Below are 19593 nucleotides of genomic sequence, written 5' to 3'. Positions count from 1 at the left end.
GACCGTTCAGCCACCACGCGGGCCCGCCGCACGCGCCGGTATGTGCGCTTCGTGGTCACGGTGATAGCGGGTGGCCACCACCACCCGCATGAAATCATCGAGCAGGGCGCGCCGCTGCGGGTCGTTGTCGTTCACCGTCATCGACCAGCTGAGACGAACCCCGCTGGCCTTGCCCGGGTCGCAAAACACCAGCACATCGTCGATGTGGTCGCTGCCCTGGTAGACCGTGGCCTCGCAGCTCATGGTCCGGTGCCGCACGGCGAAGCTGGACACCTTGCCGGCGGGATCGAGCTGCAGGTAGCGCTTGTGGTCGGCCGCCATTTCCGCCGCCATCGTGGGCAGTTTCTGCGGCCACACATTGAGCACCATCACGCGCTGTGGCTTGCCGGTCCATTCGCCCTGGTAGAGCACGGCATCGACGCCGATCGCGCGGGCGTACAGGCAGCAGTCGCGGGTCCAGCCGGTCGGTGTGGCCACGGCGATCGACCACGCCGGCGCCGCGCCATCGCGGGCACCGTGCGCCAGCGTGTCATCCGCCGGCGTCGCGGCAGCAGCCGTGCCCACAAAGAACAGCAGCGCAAGGACCATCCACATGCGTGGCATCACGGCTTCCACCGGTAACCCACGCCGTGCACGGTTTCGATCGCGTCGAACTCCGGCGCCACCGCGATGAATTTCTTGCGGATGCGCTTGATGTGCGAGGTGATGGTGGCGTCGTCCACGACCAGTTCCGCCTCGCGCATCAACTGGTCGCGGTTTTTCACGTGGCCGGGGAAGCGGATCAGCGTGTGCACCATCCAGAATTCGGTGACGGTCAGCGGCACCTCGGCATCGTTCCAGGTGATGCGCATGCGCTCGGATTCCAGCTTCAGCGGCCCATGCTCGATCACCGTCTCGCTGGACGCCGGCGCCTGCAACGACGCGATGCGCCGGAACAGCGCCGCGATGCGTGCGGCCAGTTGATGCAGGCTGGTGTCCTTGCTGAGGTAGTCGTCGGCGCCCAGGCGCAGGCCGGAGATCACGTCGAAATCCGAATCGCGCGCGGTGAGGAAAATCAGCGGCAAGGTGGCCGACTTCGCCCGCAACTCGCGGCACAGGTCGAAGCCGCCTTCCGGCTCGTCACCCAGGCCGATATCGATGATCACCAACTCCGGCAGCCGCATCGCGAATGCGCTGGAGGCCTCCTGGCGCGAGGCGTAACCGCGGGCGTCGTAGCCGAAACGGTTCAACGCCTCGACGTAGTTGGCGCGAATGGACGGCTCGTCCTCGACGATGGCAATGCTGCGACCCATGGCTGGCTCCCGTGTGGAGCGTGCAGCGTGCTATGCGCGCTGCCGCCACGCAAGGCGCGGCGACGCGACGCCCGCGTTTTGCCATGGGCAACACCCGGGATTGCCTTGCGGGGCCAATTTTGAGGGAGCATCGACCGACTTCAGCGCGATGGACGCCGAGGGCCCGGCAACGCCGCTGCCCCGGTATCGCCAGATATCTGCCGCCGAATTGCCTGCTTCGGACAGTAATCCCACCCCACGAACCGTTCAAATTCGTCGTGTACCCCCAACCCCGTGAACGCCATGCCTGCTTCCGATCGATTGAACGTGGACCCCAACGCCGAGCTGCGCAGCTTCGAACCCTTGCGCGTCACGCTGGCCCTCGGCGCGTTGCTGCTGGGCTTCCTGCTGGGCGCGTACTGACGGCGACACGAATGCGTCAGCGGCGGAAACCTGAACAAATCCGCCGTGTTGGCTCGGGAACCAACCCGGTTTGCCCGGGTCAGAACAGGGGATTGGCTTCGTCATGCCATTGCCGTGGACACCGAGGTCGTCGCTGATCCCTCTCTGCAGCGGCGGCACCGGTCGGCGGGTCAATCGAGTGGTGACTCACACGTCGACGATGACGTTTCTCCCGGCCAGTCCCTGCTGGCCGGGATTTTTATGCGTGGCTCGGCGGCTCGGGGCTCAGCGAGCCTGGGCGATGGCTTCGCGCATCGCGGCGATCTCGGCGCGGTAATCGCCGGCGTGGAAGATCGCCGAGCCGGCCACGAAGGTGTCGGCGCCAGCGGCCGCGATGGCCCCGATATTCTGTGCCGTGACGCCGCCGTCGATCTCCAGCCGGATCGCGTGGCCGCTGGCGTCGATGCGCTGGCGCACCTGGCGCAGTTTCTCCAGCGCGGTGGGGATGAATTTCTGCCCGCCGAAGCCCGGGTTGACCGACATGATGAGGATCATGTCGAGCTTGTCCATCACGTAATCGAGATGGTCCAGCGGCGTGGCCGGGTTGAACACCAGGCCGGCCTGGCAGCCCGAATCCCTGATCAGCCCCAGCGTGCGATCGATGTGCTCGCTGGCTTCGGGGTGGAAGCTGATCAGGCTGGCACCGGCCTTGGCGAAGTCCGGCACGATGCGGTCCACCGGCTTGACCATCAGGTGCACGTCGATCGGTGCGGTGATGCCGTACTTGCGCAGCGCGCCCAGCACCATCGGCCCCATGGTGAGGTTGGGCACGTAATGGTTGTCCATCACGTCGAAATGCACCCAATCCGCACCGGCCGCCAGCGCGGCGGCGGTGTCCTCGCCCAGGCGCGCGAAATCGGCGGCGAGGATGGAGGGGGCGATGATCGGGGCTTGCTTGGTCATTTGGGGGCCGGGAATCGGGAATGGGGAATCGGGAATGGGAAGTTCACGAGGTCCGTGAGGAATACGGTAATCATGATGCTCTGAAACCGATGTATCCAGCCGGCACGTCACGGCCAAGCGCCTCAACCGATTCCCTATTCCCCATTCCCGTCACTTGAACCCGCGCGCTTCCTTGATCCGGTCGTACGCCGCGTTGATCTCGCTGGCGCGCGATTCGGCGCGCTTGCGCATGTCGTCGGGCAGGTCACCCAGGCGGTCGGGATGGTGTTCGGAAATCAGCTTGCGGTAGGCGCGCTTGATCGCGCGATCGTCGGCGTTGCGGTCGACGCCCAACACGGTATACGGGTCGGGGCCCTGGCTGGAGCGTTGTGGCGGCACGTAGCCGCCCGGACCCGCACCCGGACCATGGCCGCGTCGGCCGGGGCCGGCGTTCCAGGCGTAGCCTTTCATCGCCATCAGCGCCATCAGCTCCATGTCGCTGATGCGCAGCGCGAACGCCAGCTGGCGCAGGATGGCCATCTTCTCCGGCGGCGGGTTGCCTTCGGCCAGCACGGTCTCGATCACCACATCCAGCACCGGGAACGCGTGGTCGCGGCGCATACCCACCCACTGGCGCAACTCGTTGATGGTGTGGGTGACGTCGAACTCCGGCTGCTTGCCCACATTGAAACTGGTGGCCGCCTGCTTGCGCTGCTCGGCGCCCAGGCCCATGCGGCTCATCAGACGCTCGGCGATGGCGATTTCCGCCTCCGACACGCGGCCATCGGATTTCGCCACCGCGCCCAGCAGGGTGAACAGCGGACCCACGAAACCACCCGCCTCCGGCGTGGCGCGCTTGCGCTGGCTGTGGCGCAGGTTGTCGAAGATGAAGCCGATGATGGCGCCGGTGATCGCGCCGGCGCCGTGCCCGATCAGCAGGCCGAAGAACGTGAACCACAAGGTATACGAGTAACTCATGGCTGCGCCTGCTTGGGCGACTGTGCGCTGTACCAGCGCGCCAGCGCGTCGAGGTCGGCGGCGCTGACGGCGCCGATGGCGGTGCGCATCACCGGTACGTCGCGGCGGCCGTCGCGATACTGCGCCAGCGCGTCGCGCAGGTAGTCGAGCCGCTGGCCGGCCAGGTTCGGCGCACCGGGCATGGTGGCTTCGCCATTGGCGCCGTGGCAGGCCGCGCACAAGCCCAGGCGCGCGGGGCGCGGCACGGTCTGGGCGCAAAGCGTGGAAGCGGCGACAAGGCACAGTCCCGCGAGCAATGAAATTCGCATCGGCAACACATGGGGCTAAAGGTCGACAATTCTAGCAGTGCACCCGCAACCCGCCGCGCGGACCGGACGCCGTGTGCGCCGATGCCGCATTTCCGGCCGCCCGGCCGCAGCCGTTAGAATGGGCGTCTCTCCCCCAGCGGAACCGCCGTCGTGCCCACCACCTTGCTGCAATCGAACCTGCCCGGCCTGGAATTGATTCACCGTGGCAAGGTGCGCGACGTCTACGCGCTGTCCGACGACCGCTTGCTGATGGTGGCGACCGACCGGCTCTCGGCCTTCGACGTGGTGCTGCCCAACCCGATCCCGGGCAAGGGCGAGATGCTGACCCAGATCTCCAACTTCTGGTTCGCCAAGACCGCGCACCTGGTACCCAACCACCTGCTCGACGTGCCGCTGGCCGAGGTACTGCCGCCCGGCACCGACCTGGCGCTGTACGAAAAGCGCGCGGTGGTGACGCGGCGGCTGAAGCCGGTGCCGGTGGAGGCGATCGCCCGCGGCTACCTGATCGGCTCCGGCTGGAAGGATTACCGCGCCACGGGCGCGCTGTGCGGCATCACCTTGCCGGCCGGACTGCAGCAGGCACAGCAACTGCCCGAACCGATCTTCACCCCGTCGACCAAGGCCGCCGTGGGCGACCACGACCAGAACGTCAGCTACGAAGTGATGGTGGACGCGGTGGGCGCCGAGCTGGCCGGCAAGGTGCGCGAGGCCACGCTGGCAATCTACCGCTGGGCAGCGGCCTATGCGGCCGAGCGCGGCATCATCATCGCCGACACCAAGCTGGAATTCGGCACCGATGCCAGCGGCAAGCTGTACGTGATGGACGAGATGCTGACGCCCGACTCCTCGCGCTTCTGGCCCGCCGACGAATACCGCGTGGGCATCAGCCCGCCCAGCTACGACAAGCAGTTCGTGCGCGACTGGCTGGAAACGCAGGACTGGAACAAGACCGCGCCCGGTCCGGTGATCCCCGACGAGGTGATCGCCCGCACCGCCGCGAAATACGGCGAGGCGCTGCACAAGCTGGCCGGCATCCGGCTCGACTGATCGGCAACCACGCTCCGGAGATCCCCATGCGCACCATGCAGGATTGGCTCGACAGCTACAGCCGGGATCACCAGAACCCCACCAATCAGGTTTTCCACTGGCTGTGCGTGCCGCCGATCGTGTGGTCGGTGATCGCGCTGTTGTGGACGATCCCCGTGCCGGCGTCGTTCGCGCGGCCGGGCGCCTGGTCGGTGCTGGTGATGGTGCTGGCGTTCTACTGGTACTGGAAGCGCTCGCATCGGCTGGCGCTGGGGTTGCTGCTGGCGTTCGCCGTGCTGGGGCTGTTTACCAACCTGCTGTACTACCGGCTGGGCGCCACGATGTTGTGCTACGTGGCGATCGCCGTGTTCGTGGTGGCGTGGATCGGCCAATTCATCGGCCACCAGTACGAAGGGCGCCGGCCCAGCTTCCTCACCGATCTTTCCTACCTGCTGATCGGCCCTGCATGGCTGATGGCGAAGCTGCTGCGCAAACTGGGGTTCAAGCAGATCACATGACCACCTTTCTTACCGTGATCAGCAGCCTGCTGTGGTGGGTGCTCTACAGCAGCATGGCGGCGCTGGTGTTCGCGCTCATCGGCTGGTCGGTGCTGCGCTGGACCGAACGCTGCGCCGTGGTGTTCAACCGTATCTACCTGGCCTGCCTGGTCTGGACCATGCTCGGCATGCTGCTGGTGGTGGGCGTGGCCGCCTACGAGGGACACCTGCAGCCGCCGTATGGCGCCCTGCTGACCTCCGGGTTGCTGCGCTGGGCGCTGGTGCTGGACATGCTGATCGGCACCGTGCTGCTGTGGCGGCTGGTGCCGCGCATCGACGCCCGCCGCATCCGCCCCGGCAGCGCCTGCATGGCGGTGGCGGCGATCATGGCGATCAGCTTCGGCGTGGCGACCAGCCTGGCGTAGTTCTGCTCCCTCCCTTGCGATGCAGGGAGGAACCGAGTCGGACATCATCGCTGTCGGCGATTCGCCTCGCGCACCGCATCGACAAACCCGCCAAACGGGATGTCGGTGATGCCGACCAGGCCCACGTGGCTGTTCTCGCCATCGAGCAGGCGACCGGTCACCGGCTGATCCAGATACTGGAACCAGTGCGCGCCCACGATCTGCGGATCATCGGCGGCGGCCGCCAGGAAGCGCGCATAGGCCGGGCCGCGTTGCGCCTCGTTCGCCACCGAGACCACGCCCTTGCCGAACGGCCCGCGGTCGTCGGAGCCGAAGTGGAATTCGCTAATCAGCACCGGCTTGTCCAGCGCGCGCATCGCGGCGGCGTCGAAGCCGTGTTGCGGCAGGTCGGCGTAGACGTTGAAGCTGACCACGTCGCAATAGCGGGCGCAGGCCGCCACCGCTTCCGGCGTGTTCACCGCGAAGCGGCCGCCCAGGAACAGGTGGTGCGGATCGTGCCGGTGGATGGCCTCCGCCACGGTGCGGAAATAGGCGTCCGCGTACTGCCGCAACCACGCCCGATAGTCGTCGGCGATGGCCGGATGCGCCGCGCTCGGCAGCGGCGCCGCAAAACCGGTGGCGTCGAGCGCGCTCCATGAGGTCAGCGCGATGCCCCAGGCATTGGCCAGCGTTTCGGGCGCCACGTATTTCTTGCGCAGCGCGGCGATGAACGCCCGCTTGGCGGGACTGGCCGCATCGCCCGCCAGCGTGCCCTGCGCCAGACCCCAGCGCCCCTGGGCACCCGCGCCGGCCCAGGCCAGTTCGTTGTCGGCGAAATAGCCCAGCAGCCATGGGTCGTCGCGCACGCCGGTGCTGGCCTTGATCACGGCGGCATCGGTCGCCTGCACGAATCGCGGATCGAACGGATCGGGCATGCGGCCCCAGTAATCCAGCCCGCTGGCGACATTGGCGTAAGCGCCGGCGATGTTGATCGAGCGCGTGTACGGCAGGCGATGCGCCTGTCCCAGCGCCGGGTCGCTCCAGTCGCCCAGGGTGTTGAAGCCCCAGGCCTGCAACCGCTGCAGCGTGCGCGTACGCCATGCGGCCAGCCAGCCCGTGCCATCGACGCGATACAGGTTGGCCGCGTAGAAATCGAACCAGCGCCCGTGGTTGTAGCCGATACCCTGGCTGGCGCCCTGCTCCGCGCTGCGATTGTCGCCCGTGCCGTAGAACGCGGCCCACTCGCCATCGCGCGGCGGCAACCCGGTGAACATGAACTCGCGGCCTTCGACATAACTGCGCCCACCATCGGCAGCTACCGCGTTGACGCCCAGCGAGAAGAACGCATGGCCTGTGGGTGTCACCAGGTGCCAGCGTCCATTCGCCTTTTGCGTATGAAACCAACCGGTTTTTGTCAGGTTTTGGACGTCCAGACGTCCGCCGTACTCGTCCTGACCGACGCGCATTTTTGCCTTGTCGAGTGCCACTCGTTCGCTGGCATGCGCGGCACGCAAGGCGGCGTCGGACGTGATCTTCCCCGGCCACTGGCCGCGCGCGGCCTGGCCATAACGATCGACGATGCCGGTATAGGCTTCACGCTGCAGCGCCTGCCCGGAAACCGCCTCGACGCGCCCAAACAGCAACGTCTGCTCCGCCTGCGGCGCCGGCACCCCGAAGCGCAGCGTGTGCACCGTGCGCGGTTCGAGCCGACCTTCCATCGTGGTGGCAAGCAGGATGGGGCGGCCGTGATCGTCGAACGGCATCGGTGGCGCGACCTGCATGCCCATCTGGCGCGGACTTGTCGCGTGCAACGGGATCACCAGCGTCTGCGGCGGTCCGGCCGGCAAACCCACCTGCGCGTGCAGGTGCTGATCGGGGTTCGCCCCGCCGATGTCGATGGTCAGCGTGACCGCCCACGGCATCGCGTTCTGCACCTGCACCAGCAGTTCGTCGCCGTCAGCCAACGCGTTCGCCGACGTCACCGTCAATGCCGGCGAAGCGGCCGCCTCGAAGGTGAAGCGCTGCAGGGTGAAACCGTCGATCGTCTGTGGCGCGCCATCGCGGTGCACACGCTCCAGCGTGACACGTGCCTTCGCGGCGGGCGCGGCCAGATCGATCGGCGTCATCGACGCCTGCGCGTGGCAGCCGCACAACAGGCCCAGGCAACCGGCGAGGACGATTCGCTTCATGGCTCCGCCGTCTCGATCGAAACGTCGAGTATGGCGCGCGAAGGTGAAGCGCAGCCATCGCGGTGCGCGCAACGCGCGGTCGCCAGGCAACGGCACGGCCACCGCATCGGTTGCCCACCGAGTGCCGATCTCAGCGCCGCATTCAACCCGCCTTGCGACCTTCCAGCCAGCGCCAGCCGTAATACACCGGCACGCCCAGCGCGATGATCAGCAGGCTCATGCCCGCGTCGCCGGGGCGGTTGATCGCCGAGGCCACGATCACGCCGAACACGGTGATCACGAACACCAGCGGCAGCAGCGGATAGAACGGCACCCGGTACGGCGCCGGCTCGTCGATGAAATGCTTGCGGTACCAGAACAGCGTGGCGATGCCGAACACGTGGCCCAGCCACTCGCCCACCGTGGTGTAGTTGAGCAACTGGTTGAAACTGCCCGACAGCGTCAGCACGATCGCCCACGCGCCCAGCGCCAGCAATGCGATCTGCGGCGCCCGGGTGCGCGCATCGATGCGCCCGGCCGCGCGAAAGAACATGCCGTCGGCGCCCATCGTCTGCAGCACGCGGGCACCGCCGGCGATCGCGATGCTGCAGTAACCGAAGGTGGAACAGGCGATGCCCGCCGCGATCACGGTGGCGCCGTGCGGGCCGAACAGCTTCGCCATCAGGTCCGCCGCCGGCGCCTCGCTGGCGGCCAGGCCCGCATGACCCAGGCCGCCCAGATAGGCCAGGTTGGCCAGCACGTAGCAGATCACCACCCCACCCATGCCCAGACCCAGCGCGCGTGGCAAGGTGCGTTGCGGATCGCGCACCTCACCCGCCAGATCGTTCAGGTAATGGAAGCCGCCGTAGCTGAAAAGCACGGGCAGCAGCGCGCCTGCGAAAGCCCACGACGACACCGGATGCGCGCTGTCGGTCGAAAGCGCCAGGCCGAAATTGCCGTCGGCCAGGATCAACCCTGCCACCACCAGCAAGGCCAATGCGGCCAGCTTCAACACGGTGAACGTATTCTGGATCAGCGCACCGGCACGGATGCCGAACAGGTTGACGCCCACGATGAACACGATCGCCCCCACCGCCACCGGCGACGCATACAGCAGCGGCAAGCCGATCGCCGCGCACAGGTAACGGGCGAACATGGTGGCCACCGCCGCCACGCTGCCGGGGTAGTTGATCAGCGCCATCGTCCAGCCGAACAGGAACGCCGGCAGCAGCCCGAACGCCTCGCGCAGATAGACATAGATGCCGCCCGCCTGGGGCCGCCGCGCGCCCAGCTCGGCGTAACACAGCACGCCGGCCAGGGTCAGCAAGCCGCCGACCGTCCACAGGATCAACACCTCGGTACCCGAGCCCGTGTTGCGCGCCACCGTGGACGGCGTGAGGAAGATGCCGGCGCCGATGACGCCGCCGATCACGATCATCGCCGCGTCCCAACTGTTCAGGCGGCGGGCATAGGCGGCAGGTTGGGTCGTCATGGCCGCCACCTTGCCATTGTGCGGGTGGTTTCGACCAGCCCCATTCGTACCGCGGAGTCGGCCATCCGCATCACTGCTGACACATGGTGACCGTGGCGGGTTCTAGAATCCGGGCATTGGTATTCCGGTTGCCCGCGTGTCCGTCCCTCCACGAAAAATCCTGCACATCGACATGGACGCGTTCTACGCGTCGGTGGAGCAGCGCGACGATCCGTCATTGCGCGGCCAGCCGGTGGCGGTGGCCTGGCGTGGCGCGCGCTCGGTGGTGTGCGCGGCCAGCTATGAGGCGCGCGTGTTCGGCGTGCGCTCGGCGATGCCGGCGATGCGGGCCGAGCGCTTGTGCCCGCAGCTGATCTTCGTGCCGCCGGATTTCGTGCGCTACAAGGCGGTGTCGCGGCAGATCCGCGAGATCTTTTCGCGGCACACCGACCTGATCGAGCCGTTGTCGCTGGACGAGGCCTACCTGGACGTCACCCACCCGAAAACCGACTTGCCCTCGGCCACCGCCACCGCCGAGGCGATCCGGGCGGCGATCCGCGCCGAGACGGCGCTGACCGCATCGGCCGGCGTGGCGCCGAACAAGTTCCTGGCCAAGATCGCCTCGGACTGGAACAAGCCCGACGGCCTCTGTGTCATCCGCCCGCACCAGGTCGAAGCGTTTCTCACCCCGCTGCCCGTCGGCCGGCTGCCCGGGGTGGGCAAGGTGATGGAGGCGAAGCTGGCGGCGCTGGGCATTGATACCGTGGGTGCGCTGCGGGCGCATGCGCTGGCCGAATTGGAGGGCCGCTTCGGTCGCTGGGGCCGCCGCCTGCATGAACTGGCGCGCGGTATCGACAACCACGCGGTGCAGTCCGAACGCCCCACCCTGCAGATTTCCGCCGAAGACACCTTCGAGCATGATTTGCCGCTGGACGAGATCGAACCGCACATCCGCCGCCTGGCCGAAAAAGCCTGGGCCGGTCACCTGCGCCAGCACGGCACCGGCGAGCACCGCCGGGTGGCGCGCACCGTGGTGCTGAAACTCAAGACCTCGGATTTCCGCACCCTCACCCGCAGCCTGACGCCGTCGACACACCCGTCATCGGCCCACGCGCTGGCCGATATCGCCTGTGCGCTGCGTGATCGTGTGGACCAGTCAGCGGATCACCGCTATCGACTGGTCGGCGTGGGCTTGTCCGGCTTTATCGCAGCGGAGGACGAGGCGATGCAGGGCGATCTGTTTGTGGGAGCGACTTCAGTCGCGATGGCTTCGAATGAGAAGCATCGCGGCTGAAGCCGCTCCTACAGGAGCATTCGCGCACACGGTGCGCTCCTACAGCCTGTCGAGGGTCACTTCTTCTTCGGGATGTACAGGTCGGTGATGGTGCCTTCGTAGATTTCGGCCGCCATCCCCACCGACTCGCCCAGGGTGGGATGCGGGTGGATGGTGAGGGCGATGTCGGCCGCTTCGCTGCCCATCTCGATCGCCAGCGCCAGTTCGGAAATCAGGTCGCCCGCGTTCACGCCGACGATGCCGCCACCGACAATGCGATGGGTCTCCTCGTCGAAGATCAGCTTGGTGAAGCCCTCGGTGCGGTCGATGCCGATGGCGCGGCCCGAGGCCGCCCACGGGAACTTGCCCACGCCGATCTTCAGGCCCTTCTCCTTCGCCTCGCGTTCGGTCACGCCGACCCAGGCGATTTCCGGGTTGGTGAACGCCACCGACGGGATCACCCGCGCATCGAAATGACTCTTCAGCCCGGCCACCACTTCGGCCGCCACGTGCGCCTCGTGGGTGGCCTTGTGTGCCAGCATCGGCTGGCCGACCAGGTCGCCGATGGCGAAGATGTGCGGCACGTTGGTGCGCATCTGCGTGTCGACGTTGATGAAGCCGCGATCGGTCACCGCGACGCCGGCCTTTTCCGCGCCGATCTTGCCGCCATTGGGCGAGCGGCCCACCGACACCAGCACGCGATCGAACAGCGTGGTTTCGGGAATGCTTTCGCCCTCGTAACCGACCTCGATGCCTTTTTTGGTGGCCTTGGCGCTGACCACCTTGGTCTTCAGGTGGATGCCCTTGAGCCGGCTGCCGAGGCGCTTGGCCAGCGGCTTGATCAGGTCGGCATCGGCGCCCGGGATGATCTGGTCCATGAACTCGACCACGGTCACTTCGCTGCCCAGCGCCGCATACACCGTGGCCATTTCCAGGCCGATGATGCCGCCGCCGACGACCAGCAGCTTCTTCGGCACGTCCTTCATTTCCAGCGCGCGGGTCGAGTCGAGGATGCGCTCGTCGTCCCACGGGAACATGCCCAGCTTCACCGACTGCGAGCCGGCGGCGATGATGGCGTTCTCGAAACGGATCAGCTTCACGCCGTCGTTCGTCTGGACTTCCAGTTCGTTCGGCGAAACGAAGGTACCGGTGCCCTGCACGGTGCGCACCTTGCGCGCCTTGGCCATGCCGGCCAGGCCGCCGGTGAGCTGGCCGACCACCTTTTCCTTGAAACCGCGCAGCTTGTCGAGATCGAGTTTCGGTGCACCAAAACTCACGCCATGGGCAGCCATCGCCTCGGCTTCATCGATCACGGCGGCGGCATGCAGCAGCGCCTTGGACGGGATGCAGCCCACGTTGAGGCAGACACCGCCCAGGCTGGCATAGCGCTCCACCAGCACGGTGTCGACGCCCAGGTCGGCGGCGCGGAACGCCGCGGTGTAGCCGCCGGGGCCGGAGCCGAGCACGACCAGCTTGCATTCGACGTCGGGCGTGCGACCGGACGCGCCTGCGGCAGTCGGCGCCGGCGAGGCGGCAGGTGTCGGGGCGGGCGCAGCGGCCTTCGGCGCCTCGACCTTGGGCGGCGGTGCCGGGGCGGCCGCCGCGGCATCGCCGGCGACCTCCAGCACAACGATCACCGCGCCTTCCGAAACCTCGTCGCCCACCTTCAGCTTCAACTCCTTGACCACACCCGCGGCACTGGAGGGAACCTCCATGGTCGCCTTGTCCGACTCCAGCGTGATCAGGCTCTGTTCCTTTTCCACGGTGTCGCCGGCTTTCACCAGCACCTCGATCACCGGCACGTTGTCGTGGCCGATATCGGGAACTTTTACTTCGATGGTGTTGGCCATGGTTTTTCCTCGGGAGTTGCGGGCCGGCGGTTGTGGCCGCCGGCCACGGGATTCAGGAGACAGGGATAGCGCGTTGGGGCCGGCGCAACTGCACGTCGCGCTGCGGCAGGGGAATCGTTATGCCATGCGCCAGCAAGGCATCATGCAGCGCCCAGTTGTAGGCGGCCAGCGCGGCGCCGGGTCGGCGGGTGGCATCGGCATTCAGCCACACCACCAGCTCGAACTGCAGCGCCCATTCGCCGAAAGCCACCAGTCGCACCTGCGGCGCCTTGTCGCCCTCGGCGTCCAGCGTGAACTTCACTTCGCGCACCGCCTGGAGCGCGGCTTGCCGCACGGTTTCCTTGTCGCTGGCGTAGGCCACGTGGAACGGAACCTTCAGGCGCCGGAAGCCCTCGCGCACGGTCCAGTTGACCACGCGACCGTTCACGAATTCGGAGTTCGGCACCAGGACATCGATGTCGTCGTTGGTGGTGATGCGGGTGGCGCGGATATGGATGTCGCGCACGCGGCCGTGCACGCCGGAAGCCAGGTCGACGAAGTCGCCCACCTTGAGGCTGCGGTCGAACAGCAGCACCACGCCGCAGACGAAGTTGTTGAAGATGGCCTGCAGGCCAAAGCCCAGGCCCACACCCAGCGCGCCGGCAAACACGGTGAAGCGGGCGATCGGGATGCCACTGGCATTCAGCGCCAGCAACACGCCGACCAGCAGCAACAGGTAGTGCATCAAGCGGCCGAACACGTAGATGGACGACAGGTTGACGTGCTCGTAGCGGCGCGCATAACGGCGCAGCAACTGCCGCACCAGCATCGACAGCAATACGCACAGACAGAACAGCAGCACCGCCGCCGCCAGCGAGCCGACGGTCAGATCAAAGCCGCCGCCGTGGAACAGCGGGCGACTCAACCACTCGCTGACCGGCGTAGCTGCGGGCTCCGCGGGAATCAGTGCCGCCGCCAGCAGCATGCGGCCTCCGTCACAGCAGCAGGCGGCGGATGTCGGCCAGCTGGTTGGCCACGAACACGGCGAAACGGGCGGCCAGCGCGCCGTCGATCACGCGGTGGTCGTAGGACAGCGACAGCGGCAGCATCAGCCGCGGCGCGAACTCCTTGCCGTTCCACACCGGCTTCATCGCCGACTTGGACACACCCAGGATGGCCACTTCGGGCGCGTTGACGATCGGCGTAAAGTACGTGCCGCCGATGCCGCCCAGCGAGCTGATCGAGAAGCAGCCGCCCGACATGTCGGCCGGGCCCAGCTTCTTGTCGCGCGCCTTTTTGGAGATCTCGCCCAGCTCGCGCGCCAGGTCCAGCAGGCCCTTCTTGTCGCAGTCGCGGATCACCGGCACCACCAGGCCATCGGGCGTGTCCACCGCGATGCCGATGTGGAAATATTTCTTGAGCACCAGCTTCTCGCCGCTCTCGTCCAGCGAGGCGTTGAATTGCGGGAACGCCTTCAGCGCCGCCACCACCGCCTTGATCTGGAACACCAGCGGGCTGATCTTCGTGTCCTTGTTCTCCGCGCCAAGCTGCTTGCGGAACGCCTCCAGCTCGGTGATGTCGGCGTCTTCGTGCTGGGTGACGTGCGGGATCATCGCCCAGTTTCGGGCCAGGTTGGCGCCGGAAATCTTCTGGATGCGCGACAGCGGCTTTTCCTCGATCTCTCCGAACTTGGCGAAATCCACCTTCGGCCACGGCAGCAGGCTGAGCCCGTTGCCAGCGCTCGCCGCACCGCCGGAAACCGGCCGCGCGCCGGAGGCCAGCGCGTGTTTCACATAGCCGCTCACGTCGTCGCGCTGGATACGGCCGCCGCGACCACTGCCCTTGACCTGCGCAATGTCCACGCCCAGCTCGCGGGCAAATGCGCGCACCGCCGGGCTGGCGTACGGCGCATCGCCCGGCATCACCACGCTGGCATCCACCGGCGGACGCGCCACCGGCAGGTTGCTGCGGTCGGCTTGCGGCGCGGGCGCAGGTGCCGGTGCAGCCGCCACGGGTGCCGGCGCCGGGGCCGGTGCGGCTGCCGGAGCGGCAGGCGCGGCATCGCCACCTTCGATCATGGCGATCACGTCGCCCTCGGAGAGCTCGTCGCCCACCTTCACCTTCAGTTCCTTCACCACGCCGGCGAACGGCGACGGCACTTCCATCGTGGCCTTGTCCGACTCCAGCGTGATCAGGCTCTGGTCCTTGGTGACGGTGTCACCCACCTTCACCAGCACTTCGATCACCGGCACGCCGGAGTGGCCGATGTCCGGCACCAGCGCGGGGCGCACGCCGCCGGCGGATGGCGCGGGCGCGGCAGCGGCGGGCGCCTGGGGCGCCTCGGCCTGCTTGGCGGGCGCCGGGGCGGCGGCGGCCTTGGGTGCTTCCTGGGCGGCGGGTGCGGCGCCAGCGCCGTCAGCCTCGATGATGGCGATCACCGCGCCTTCGGAAACTTCATCGCCCACTTTCAGCTTCACTTCCTTCACCGTGCCGGCGAACGGCGCGGGGACTTCCATCGTGGCCTTGTCCGATTCCAGGGTGATGAGGCTCTGTTCTTTCTCGACGCGGTCGCCGGCCTTGACCAGTACTTCGATGACCGGTACGTCAGCGTGGCCGATGTCGGGAACACGAGCTTCTTTGAGATCGGCCATGAATGGCTCCTGGAGATGGCGGGGACAATGGTGCGCCGCCGGAGGGGATCGCGGCGGAAACAAGTGCCAATCATAACGAACAGGCGGGTCTTTCGCCCACTATGCGGCGGAGTATGCGGGTCGCGGAGGACGCTCGACGGGGCCGAACCCGCCCATGGCGGATGCGGCAACGCGGGTCACGGATCGGCGGCTGGCGTCGATCGCAGGGCGGCGGCGCCCGGGGCCGAAATCACCCGGGTTGCGCCTGGCGGGTAGCGCGTTCTCAGCGGCGCCGGTCGTCGATGTCACCTACCGTGCCATCGATGATGGTCACCGTGGTGAGGTGGTTGCCGCGACGGTATTGCCACTGCTCGCCGCGGTCGGCATCGGTGATCACGCGCACGCCACGACCGCGGCGCGACGTGGCGGGATGGCGCCGGAATTTGCGCGACGGCTTACCCAGCAGCTCAACCACGCGCATCACGCTGTCGCCGGTGGTGAGGACCTGGTTGCCGACGCGCAAGGTATTGGAGGCGAAAGTCGCCGTACTGCAGAGGCCGAGCGCGCAGGCGAGTGCCAGTGCGAGCGGCAGGGATGTGGCGGGTTTGGGCATGGTCGTTCCCGATGGCGAGGTAGCCCGTGATGGGCGCCGATCAGGCTGGCGCGGTGCGCCGCGGGACGGTATCGGAAACCGCTGCATGTACGCGAAGGGGTTTGCCGGCATCGGCGCCAGCGCGGCGCCGGTCGATCAGAAGCCGGCGCCCGGCTGTGCCAGGTAGATCGCCTCCTGCGCCGTGGACGAACGGCCCAGCACCGCATTGCGGTGCGGGAAGCGGCCGAAGCGCTCGATGATGTCGCGATGGCGCCGCGCGTAGTCGAGAAAGCCCTCGAACGACGCCCGCTGTTCGGGGCCCGACTCGGCGCAAAGCGCCTCGAACAGCGCCACCGAGCGATGCTGCACGGCGAGATCCTCGGCGTGTTCCAGCGGAAGATAGGCGAACACGCGCTGCAGCGGCGGCAGGGCCTGGTCGTCGCCGCGTTCGATGCCCGCCAGCGCCAGCGACAACGCCTTGGGGTCTTGCGCCCAGGCCTTGGCATCGTTGCGGTGGAGATTGCGGCTGAACTGGTCCAGCAGGATCAGCAGCGCCAGCCAGCCCAGCGGCGTACGCGTCCAGCCATCGAGTTCACCGTCGGCCGCGGCGGTGGCGACGGCACCGAAACGGGTGCGGATCTGCGCATCGAAGGCGGCGTCGGCGGCAAACCAGTGCGCGGCGCTTTCCTCGGCAAACCAGAAGGCAAGCACGGCCTCGGCGGTCGGCGACATGGGATCTTCCTTCAATGACGCGCGGTGCCACCCAGGCCATGCATGTCCAGGTGGATGCCGTGCAGGCGCGGCAGTTGCCGGCGCAGCACCAGCGCCACGTCGGCAGGGGCGGTGGCAATGGTGGCGCGTTCGAACAGGTGCAGCAAGCGCACTTCGTACTGCCCCAGTGCGTGGATCCAGTCGTTGTCCGTGCGCGAGGCGTTGTTGGGCATGCCCGCCGCCCACTGTGCCCGCAGCGTGCCGCGCAAGGTGCCACGCTGCCGGGACGGTTCACCGGTCCTGCGCTGTTGTGCCTGCAGGTCGGCGACCACCAGCATCAGCGTCTGGGCGTTTTCATTCAGCACGCTGCGCAACCCCGGCTCGCGCGCGGCGGTGGCGGCACGGCGGTACAGCCGGCACAGGTCGATGCTGTGCTGGATCAGGGGTTCGTAGATGGAACGGGGAGCGAACAGCGCCACAATCGGCTCCAGCGGGTGATGAAGCGAGATGACGCGTCATCCTCGTCGCTCACCGCTTAGGGAGCCCTGAACGGCGATCAGGCAGTCACTGCCCGATGTGCAGCAGGTTCAGCGGCTGGCCGTTGCTGCCACGCACGCCCTGCTGCAGATCGGCCAGCCGGGTGATCGCGGGGCACAAGGCGGCGATCTGCGGTTGCAGCGCCTGCATCCGCTGTTCCAGTCGTGGTCGCAGGCCGCTGGCCAGCCCGGTGGCCTGGTCGCGCAGCGTCGCCGCCGCCTGCAGATCACCCCGCATCGCCGCGTCGAGCGCCTGCTGGCCGAGGTCGTTGGCCAGCAACGGCAGCACGTCGGCGGCGATCTGGTTGGCGTACTGGTCGATGACGTCGCTCTGCCAGTCGTGGGTGCTGTTGCTGGCGGCGATGCGCTGCTTGAAGGTGGCCGCGTGGCTGGCCAGGCGACGATCGAGCTCCGCCCGGGTGTCGGCGCCGAGGCTCATGCCCTGGGTCTCCTCTTTCAGCGCCCGCACCGCCATATCCAGCCCGTGCTGCGCCACCGTGCGCACGCGCGGCGCCAGCGCGCGCAGCTCGCGCTCGAACAGGGTCAGGCGATCCTGCTGCTCCGCATTCAGCGCTACCGCTGTGCCGTCGGTGCGCAACGTGCCTTGCTGCATCTCGACGTGGAACGGGGCCGGTGACGGCCGGTCGAACAGGATGCTTGAAGGCTTCAGGGTGACGTCGTAACTGCTGCTGGCGTGGCAGGTGGTCGCCCATTCCTGCGCCGACAGCGAGGTGGCCGTCAACGTTGTGCACAGCAAGACAAGCAGGCGAAGGCGCATCGGATGGATCCCTGGAAAACGTTGATCACCCATAACGGCCGGCGCACCAATCCCTGCTGAATGCGCCTGCAGGCAAACGTCCATCAGCGCCGGCGCATGAACCGGGCACGCACGTCCGGCCGACCCAACCGCCAAGCCAGCCACAGCAGCACCGGCACGGCGACGGCCTTCATCCCCAGCGCCAGCAGGTAACTGTGCGGAAGCTGCGCCACCATCAGCGACACGGCGGTGTCCGCCGGAAACAGTGCCCGCATCGCCGAAGCCAGCAGCACGCCGCTGGCCAGCGCCCACGCCGCCAGCAGCACGGCGGCGACGCGCAGGGCGGAACGCGCCCAGGCCTGACGCAGGATCACGCCCGCGCACAGCACGATGATGACAAACGCGACCAGCAGGTAAGCCGCATCCCACGCCAGCATGCGCTGCAGCGCCGGCACGTGGTCGGTGTCGCCCGCGGGCCAGCGTTGCAGCTCACCCCAGACGGCGCTGCCGTGGTTGATGTATTGCACGCCACCGATCGCGGCAAACAGCAGCAACAGCCAGGTCACCACACGCCATGCCGCCAACCCGCGTCCGGGCGCCACCCGGCCTTCGGCGCGAACCAGCAGCGGCATCAGCCCGCCGCCTTTGACGCGGCGAGGTCGGCCAGCACCTGGGCGGAGTTCTTCTCCGGGTCAACGTCCTCATAGACCTTGGCCACCTTGCCCTGCGGATCGATCAGGAAGGTGGTGCGCCGTGCGTAATGCGAGCCGCCGCGGGACGCCAGTACGCCGTAAGCGGCGGCGACGGTGGTGTCCGCGTCGGACAGCAACGGGAAGGGCACGTGGTATTTGCGCGCGAACTCGGCGTGCGATTTCACGTCGTCGAGGCTGATGCCCACCACCTTGGCGCCCGCCTTGCGCAGCTTGGCGATGTCGTCGCGGAAGGTGCACACCTCGGTGGTGCAGCCGGGGGTGAAATCCTTCGGGTAGAAATACAGCACCAGCCATTGGCCGTGGAAATCGGACGGCTGCAGCCAGTGGCCGTTCTGATCCTGCAAATGGAAGGCCGGCGCGACCTGCCCCACCTGTGGTCCCGCTGCCCATGCCGGGGCCGCCAGACCGAATAACAAGGCCACGACAAGCAAACAGGAAATGCGACGCATGGGCGGACTCTCCATGGATGACGGGAAAAAACGACAGTCCGCAGTTTACGCGTAGAAACGAGGAAGGGCGCCACCGGCGCCCCTCCTTTTTCATCCCGCCTGTCGGCCCCGCTCAGCGTCGCGTGATGGTGAACTTGCCCACCGACACACCGAGGTTGACGCCCTCGCCGGTGCCCGCCAATGCCAGGGACGTGGTGCCCTTGGTCAGCACCTGCGCACCCGAGCTTTTCACCACGCCCGCCTCGGCGCCGGCCTGGGCGTAATCACCGAACACATCGGAAATATCGTGCACGTCGCTGATCTCGCCCTTGCCGTTGTTGATCCGGTACTTGCCGGCGGTGAGGCCGCCGCCGACCACCTCGATCTTCACATTGGCCGTCTGGCCGTTTTCGCAGGTGATGGTGCCGGTACCCTCGGCGTGCTTGTAGATCAGCGACCAGCCGGACAGGTTGTAGACCAGGTGGCAATCCACCTTGGCATCGGTTGCCTGGGCCTGGCCGGCCGGCATCATCGTCGCCGCACCCGCGCAGGCCAACACGAGTGCCGCCATTCCAAAAGTACGCTTGATCATGGTCATCTCCTTGAGAGGGTGGGAGGGCGAAGCGTGTACATCGCCGCGTGATGCGAATGTGCAGG

21 protein-coding genes are annotated in these 19593 nt (G+C 67.5%); 4 read left to right on the top strand and 17 right to left on the bottom strand.

Going from position 1 to position 19593, the window contains the following annotated elements; genetic code table 11:
• Positions 1-6: 6 nt before the first annotated feature.
• From ACFPK0_RS12810 to ACFPK0_RS12790, 5 genes are all read right to left on the bottom strand, one after another.
• A complete protein-coding gene (locus ACFPK0_RS12810; RefSeq protein ID WP_377341484.1) occupies positions 7-588 on the bottom strand; it encodes a hypothetical protein in 582 nt (193 codons plus the stop codon).
• A 14-nt stretch (positions 589-602) separates the two neighbouring features.
• Positions 603-1292 (bottom strand): proteobacterial dedicated sortase system response regulator, encoded by a 690-nt coding sequence (gene pdsR, locus ACFPK0_RS12805; RefSeq protein WP_056607784.1) that lies wholly within the window; start codon positions 1290-1292, stop codon positions 603-605.
• Positions 1293-1958: 666 nt separating this feature from the next.
• Positions 1959-2636, bottom strand: a complete 678-nt coding sequence (gene rpe / locus ACFPK0_RS12800; RefSeq protein WP_056607785.1) for a ribulose-phosphate 3-epimerase — start codon at positions 2634-2636, stop codon at positions 1959-1961.
• Positions 2637-2786: 150 nt separating this feature from the next.
• The gene (gene djlA, locus ACFPK0_RS12795) at positions 2787-3593 is read right to left on the bottom strand and encodes a co-chaperone DjlA (RefSeq protein ID WP_056607793.1); all 807 of its coding nucleotides are present in this window, start codon (positions 3591-3593) and stop codon (positions 2787-2789) included.
• Positions 3590-3901, bottom strand: coding sequence for a c-type cytochrome (locus ACFPK0_RS12790; RefSeq protein WP_377341256.1), 312 nt, complete (start codon positions 3899-3901; stop codon positions 3590-3592). Before ACFPK0_RS12790 ends, djlA begins: the two co-directional genes overlap by 4 nt.
• Before the next feature lie 150 nt (positions 3902-4051).
• Between ACFPK0_RS12790 and ACFPK0_RS12785 the strand changes: the two genes are divergently transcribed.
• The 3 genes from ACFPK0_RS12785 to ACFPK0_RS12775 are packed head-to-tail and all read left to right on the top strand — an operon-like array spanning position 4052 to position 5849.
• On the top strand, positions 4052-4948 hold the full coding sequence (locus ACFPK0_RS12785; RefSeq protein WP_056607798.1) for a phosphoribosylaminoimidazolesuccinocarboxamide synthase: 897 nt from the start codon (positions 4052-4054) through the stop codon (positions 4946-4948).
• A 26-nt stretch (positions 4949-4974) separates the two neighbouring features.
• Positions 4975-5445, top strand: coding sequence for an Mpo1 family 2-hydroxy fatty acid dioxygenase (locus ACFPK0_RS12780; protein WP_377341255.1), 471 nt, complete (start codon positions 4975-4977; stop codon positions 5443-5445).
• A complete protein-coding gene (locus ACFPK0_RS12775) occupies positions 5442-5849 on the top strand; it encodes a hypothetical protein (protein ID WP_056607802.1) in 408 nt (135 codons plus the stop codon). Before ACFPK0_RS12780 ends, ACFPK0_RS12775 begins: the two co-directional genes overlap by 4 nt.
• A 44-nt stretch (positions 5850-5893) precedes the next feature.
• On the opposite strand, the gene ACFPK0_RS12770 is transcribed toward ACFPK0_RS12775, so the two are convergent.
• Entirely contained in the window at positions 5894-8017 is a 2124-nt protein-coding gene (locus ACFPK0_RS12770; protein ID WP_377341254.1) for a beta-agarase, read from the bottom strand.
• 142 nt (positions 8018-8159) lie between these two features.
• Positions 8160-9488 (bottom strand): APC family permease, encoded by a 1329-nt coding sequence (locus tag ACFPK0_RS12765; RefSeq protein WP_056084736.1) that lies wholly within the window; start codon positions 9486-9488, stop codon positions 8160-8162.
• A 136-nt stretch (positions 9489-9624) separates the two neighbouring features.
• Here ACFPK0_RS12765 and dinB point away from each other — a divergent pair, with 136 nt between their 5' ends.
• Positions 9625-10761 (top strand): DNA polymerase IV, encoded by a 1137-nt coding sequence (gene dinB, locus ACFPK0_RS12760; RefSeq protein ID WP_082520277.1) that lies wholly within the window; start codon positions 9625-9627, stop codon positions 10759-10761.
• Positions 10762-10817: 56 nt separating this feature from the next.
• Here dinB and lpdA read toward each other — a convergent pair whose 3' ends face one another.
• From lpdA to ACFPK0_RS12710, 10 genes are all read right to left on the bottom strand, one after another.
• Complete coding sequence (gene lpdA, locus ACFPK0_RS12755) at positions 10818-12590, bottom strand: dihydrolipoyl dehydrogenase (RefSeq protein WP_377341253.1); 1773 nt, start codon at positions 12588-12590, stop codon at positions 10818-10820.
• Positions 12591-12642: 52 nt separating this feature from the next.
• Positions 12643-13554, bottom strand: coding sequence for a mechanosensitive ion channel family protein (locus ACFPK0_RS12750; RefSeq protein ID WP_377341252.1), 912 nt, complete (start codon positions 13552-13554; stop codon positions 12643-12645).
• A gap of 10 nt (positions 13555-13564) precedes the next feature.
• Positions 13565-15220 (bottom strand): dihydrolipoyllysine-residue acetyltransferase, encoded by a 1656-nt coding sequence (aceF, locus tag ACFPK0_RS12745; RefSeq protein WP_377341251.1) that lies wholly within the window; start codon positions 15218-15220, stop codon positions 13565-13567.
• 262 nt (positions 15221-15482) lie between these two features.
• Positions 15483-15812: a hypothetical protein gene (locus tag ACFPK0_RS12740; protein WP_377341249.1), complete on the bottom strand. Its 330-nt coding sequence runs from the start codon at positions 15810-15812 to the stop codon at positions 15483-15485.
• A gap of 135 nt (positions 15813-15947) precedes the next feature.
• Positions 15948-16523, bottom strand: a complete 576-nt coding sequence (locus ACFPK0_RS12735) for a DUF924 family protein (RefSeq protein ID WP_377341247.1) — start codon at positions 16521-16523, stop codon at positions 15948-15950.
• 11 nt (positions 16524-16534) lie between these two features.
• Positions 16535-16981: a ferritin family protein gene (locus ACFPK0_RS12730; protein ID WP_056084717.1), complete on the bottom strand. Its 447-nt coding sequence runs from the start codon at positions 16979-16981 to the stop codon at positions 16535-16537.
• Between the two features lie 85 nt (positions 16982-17066).
• Positions 17067-17816, bottom strand: a complete 750-nt coding sequence (locus ACFPK0_RS12725; RefSeq protein WP_377341245.1) for a DUF2884 family protein — start codon at positions 17814-17816, stop codon at positions 17067-17069.
• Between the two features lie 83 nt (positions 17817-17899).
• The gene (locus ACFPK0_RS12720) at positions 17900-18427 is read right to left on the bottom strand and encodes a hypothetical protein (protein ID WP_056607814.1); all 528 of its coding nucleotides are present in this window, start codon (positions 18425-18427) and stop codon (positions 17900-17902) included.
• Positions 18427-18957 (bottom strand): peroxiredoxin, encoded by a 531-nt coding sequence (locus ACFPK0_RS12715; RefSeq protein ID WP_056084711.1) that lies wholly within the window; start codon positions 18955-18957, stop codon positions 18427-18429. The genes ACFPK0_RS12720 and ACFPK0_RS12715 overlap by 1 nt, the downstream gene beginning before the upstream one ends.
• A 112-nt stretch (positions 18958-19069) precedes the next feature.
• Positions 19070-19528, bottom strand: a complete 459-nt coding sequence (locus ACFPK0_RS12710; protein WP_056084707.1) for a hypothetical protein — start codon at positions 19526-19528, stop codon at positions 19070-19072.
• Between the last annotated feature and the right edge of the window lie 65 nt (positions 19529-19593).

It is taken from the genome of Rhodanobacter ginsenosidimutans, from assembly GCF_042655685.1.
In the GTDB taxonomy this organism is placed as follows: Bacteria; Pseudomonadota; Gammaproteobacteria; order Xanthomonadales; family Rhodanobacteraceae; genus Rhodanobacter; species Rhodanobacter ginsenosidimutans.
This window is presented reverse-complemented; position numbering and strand designations above follow the sequence as displayed.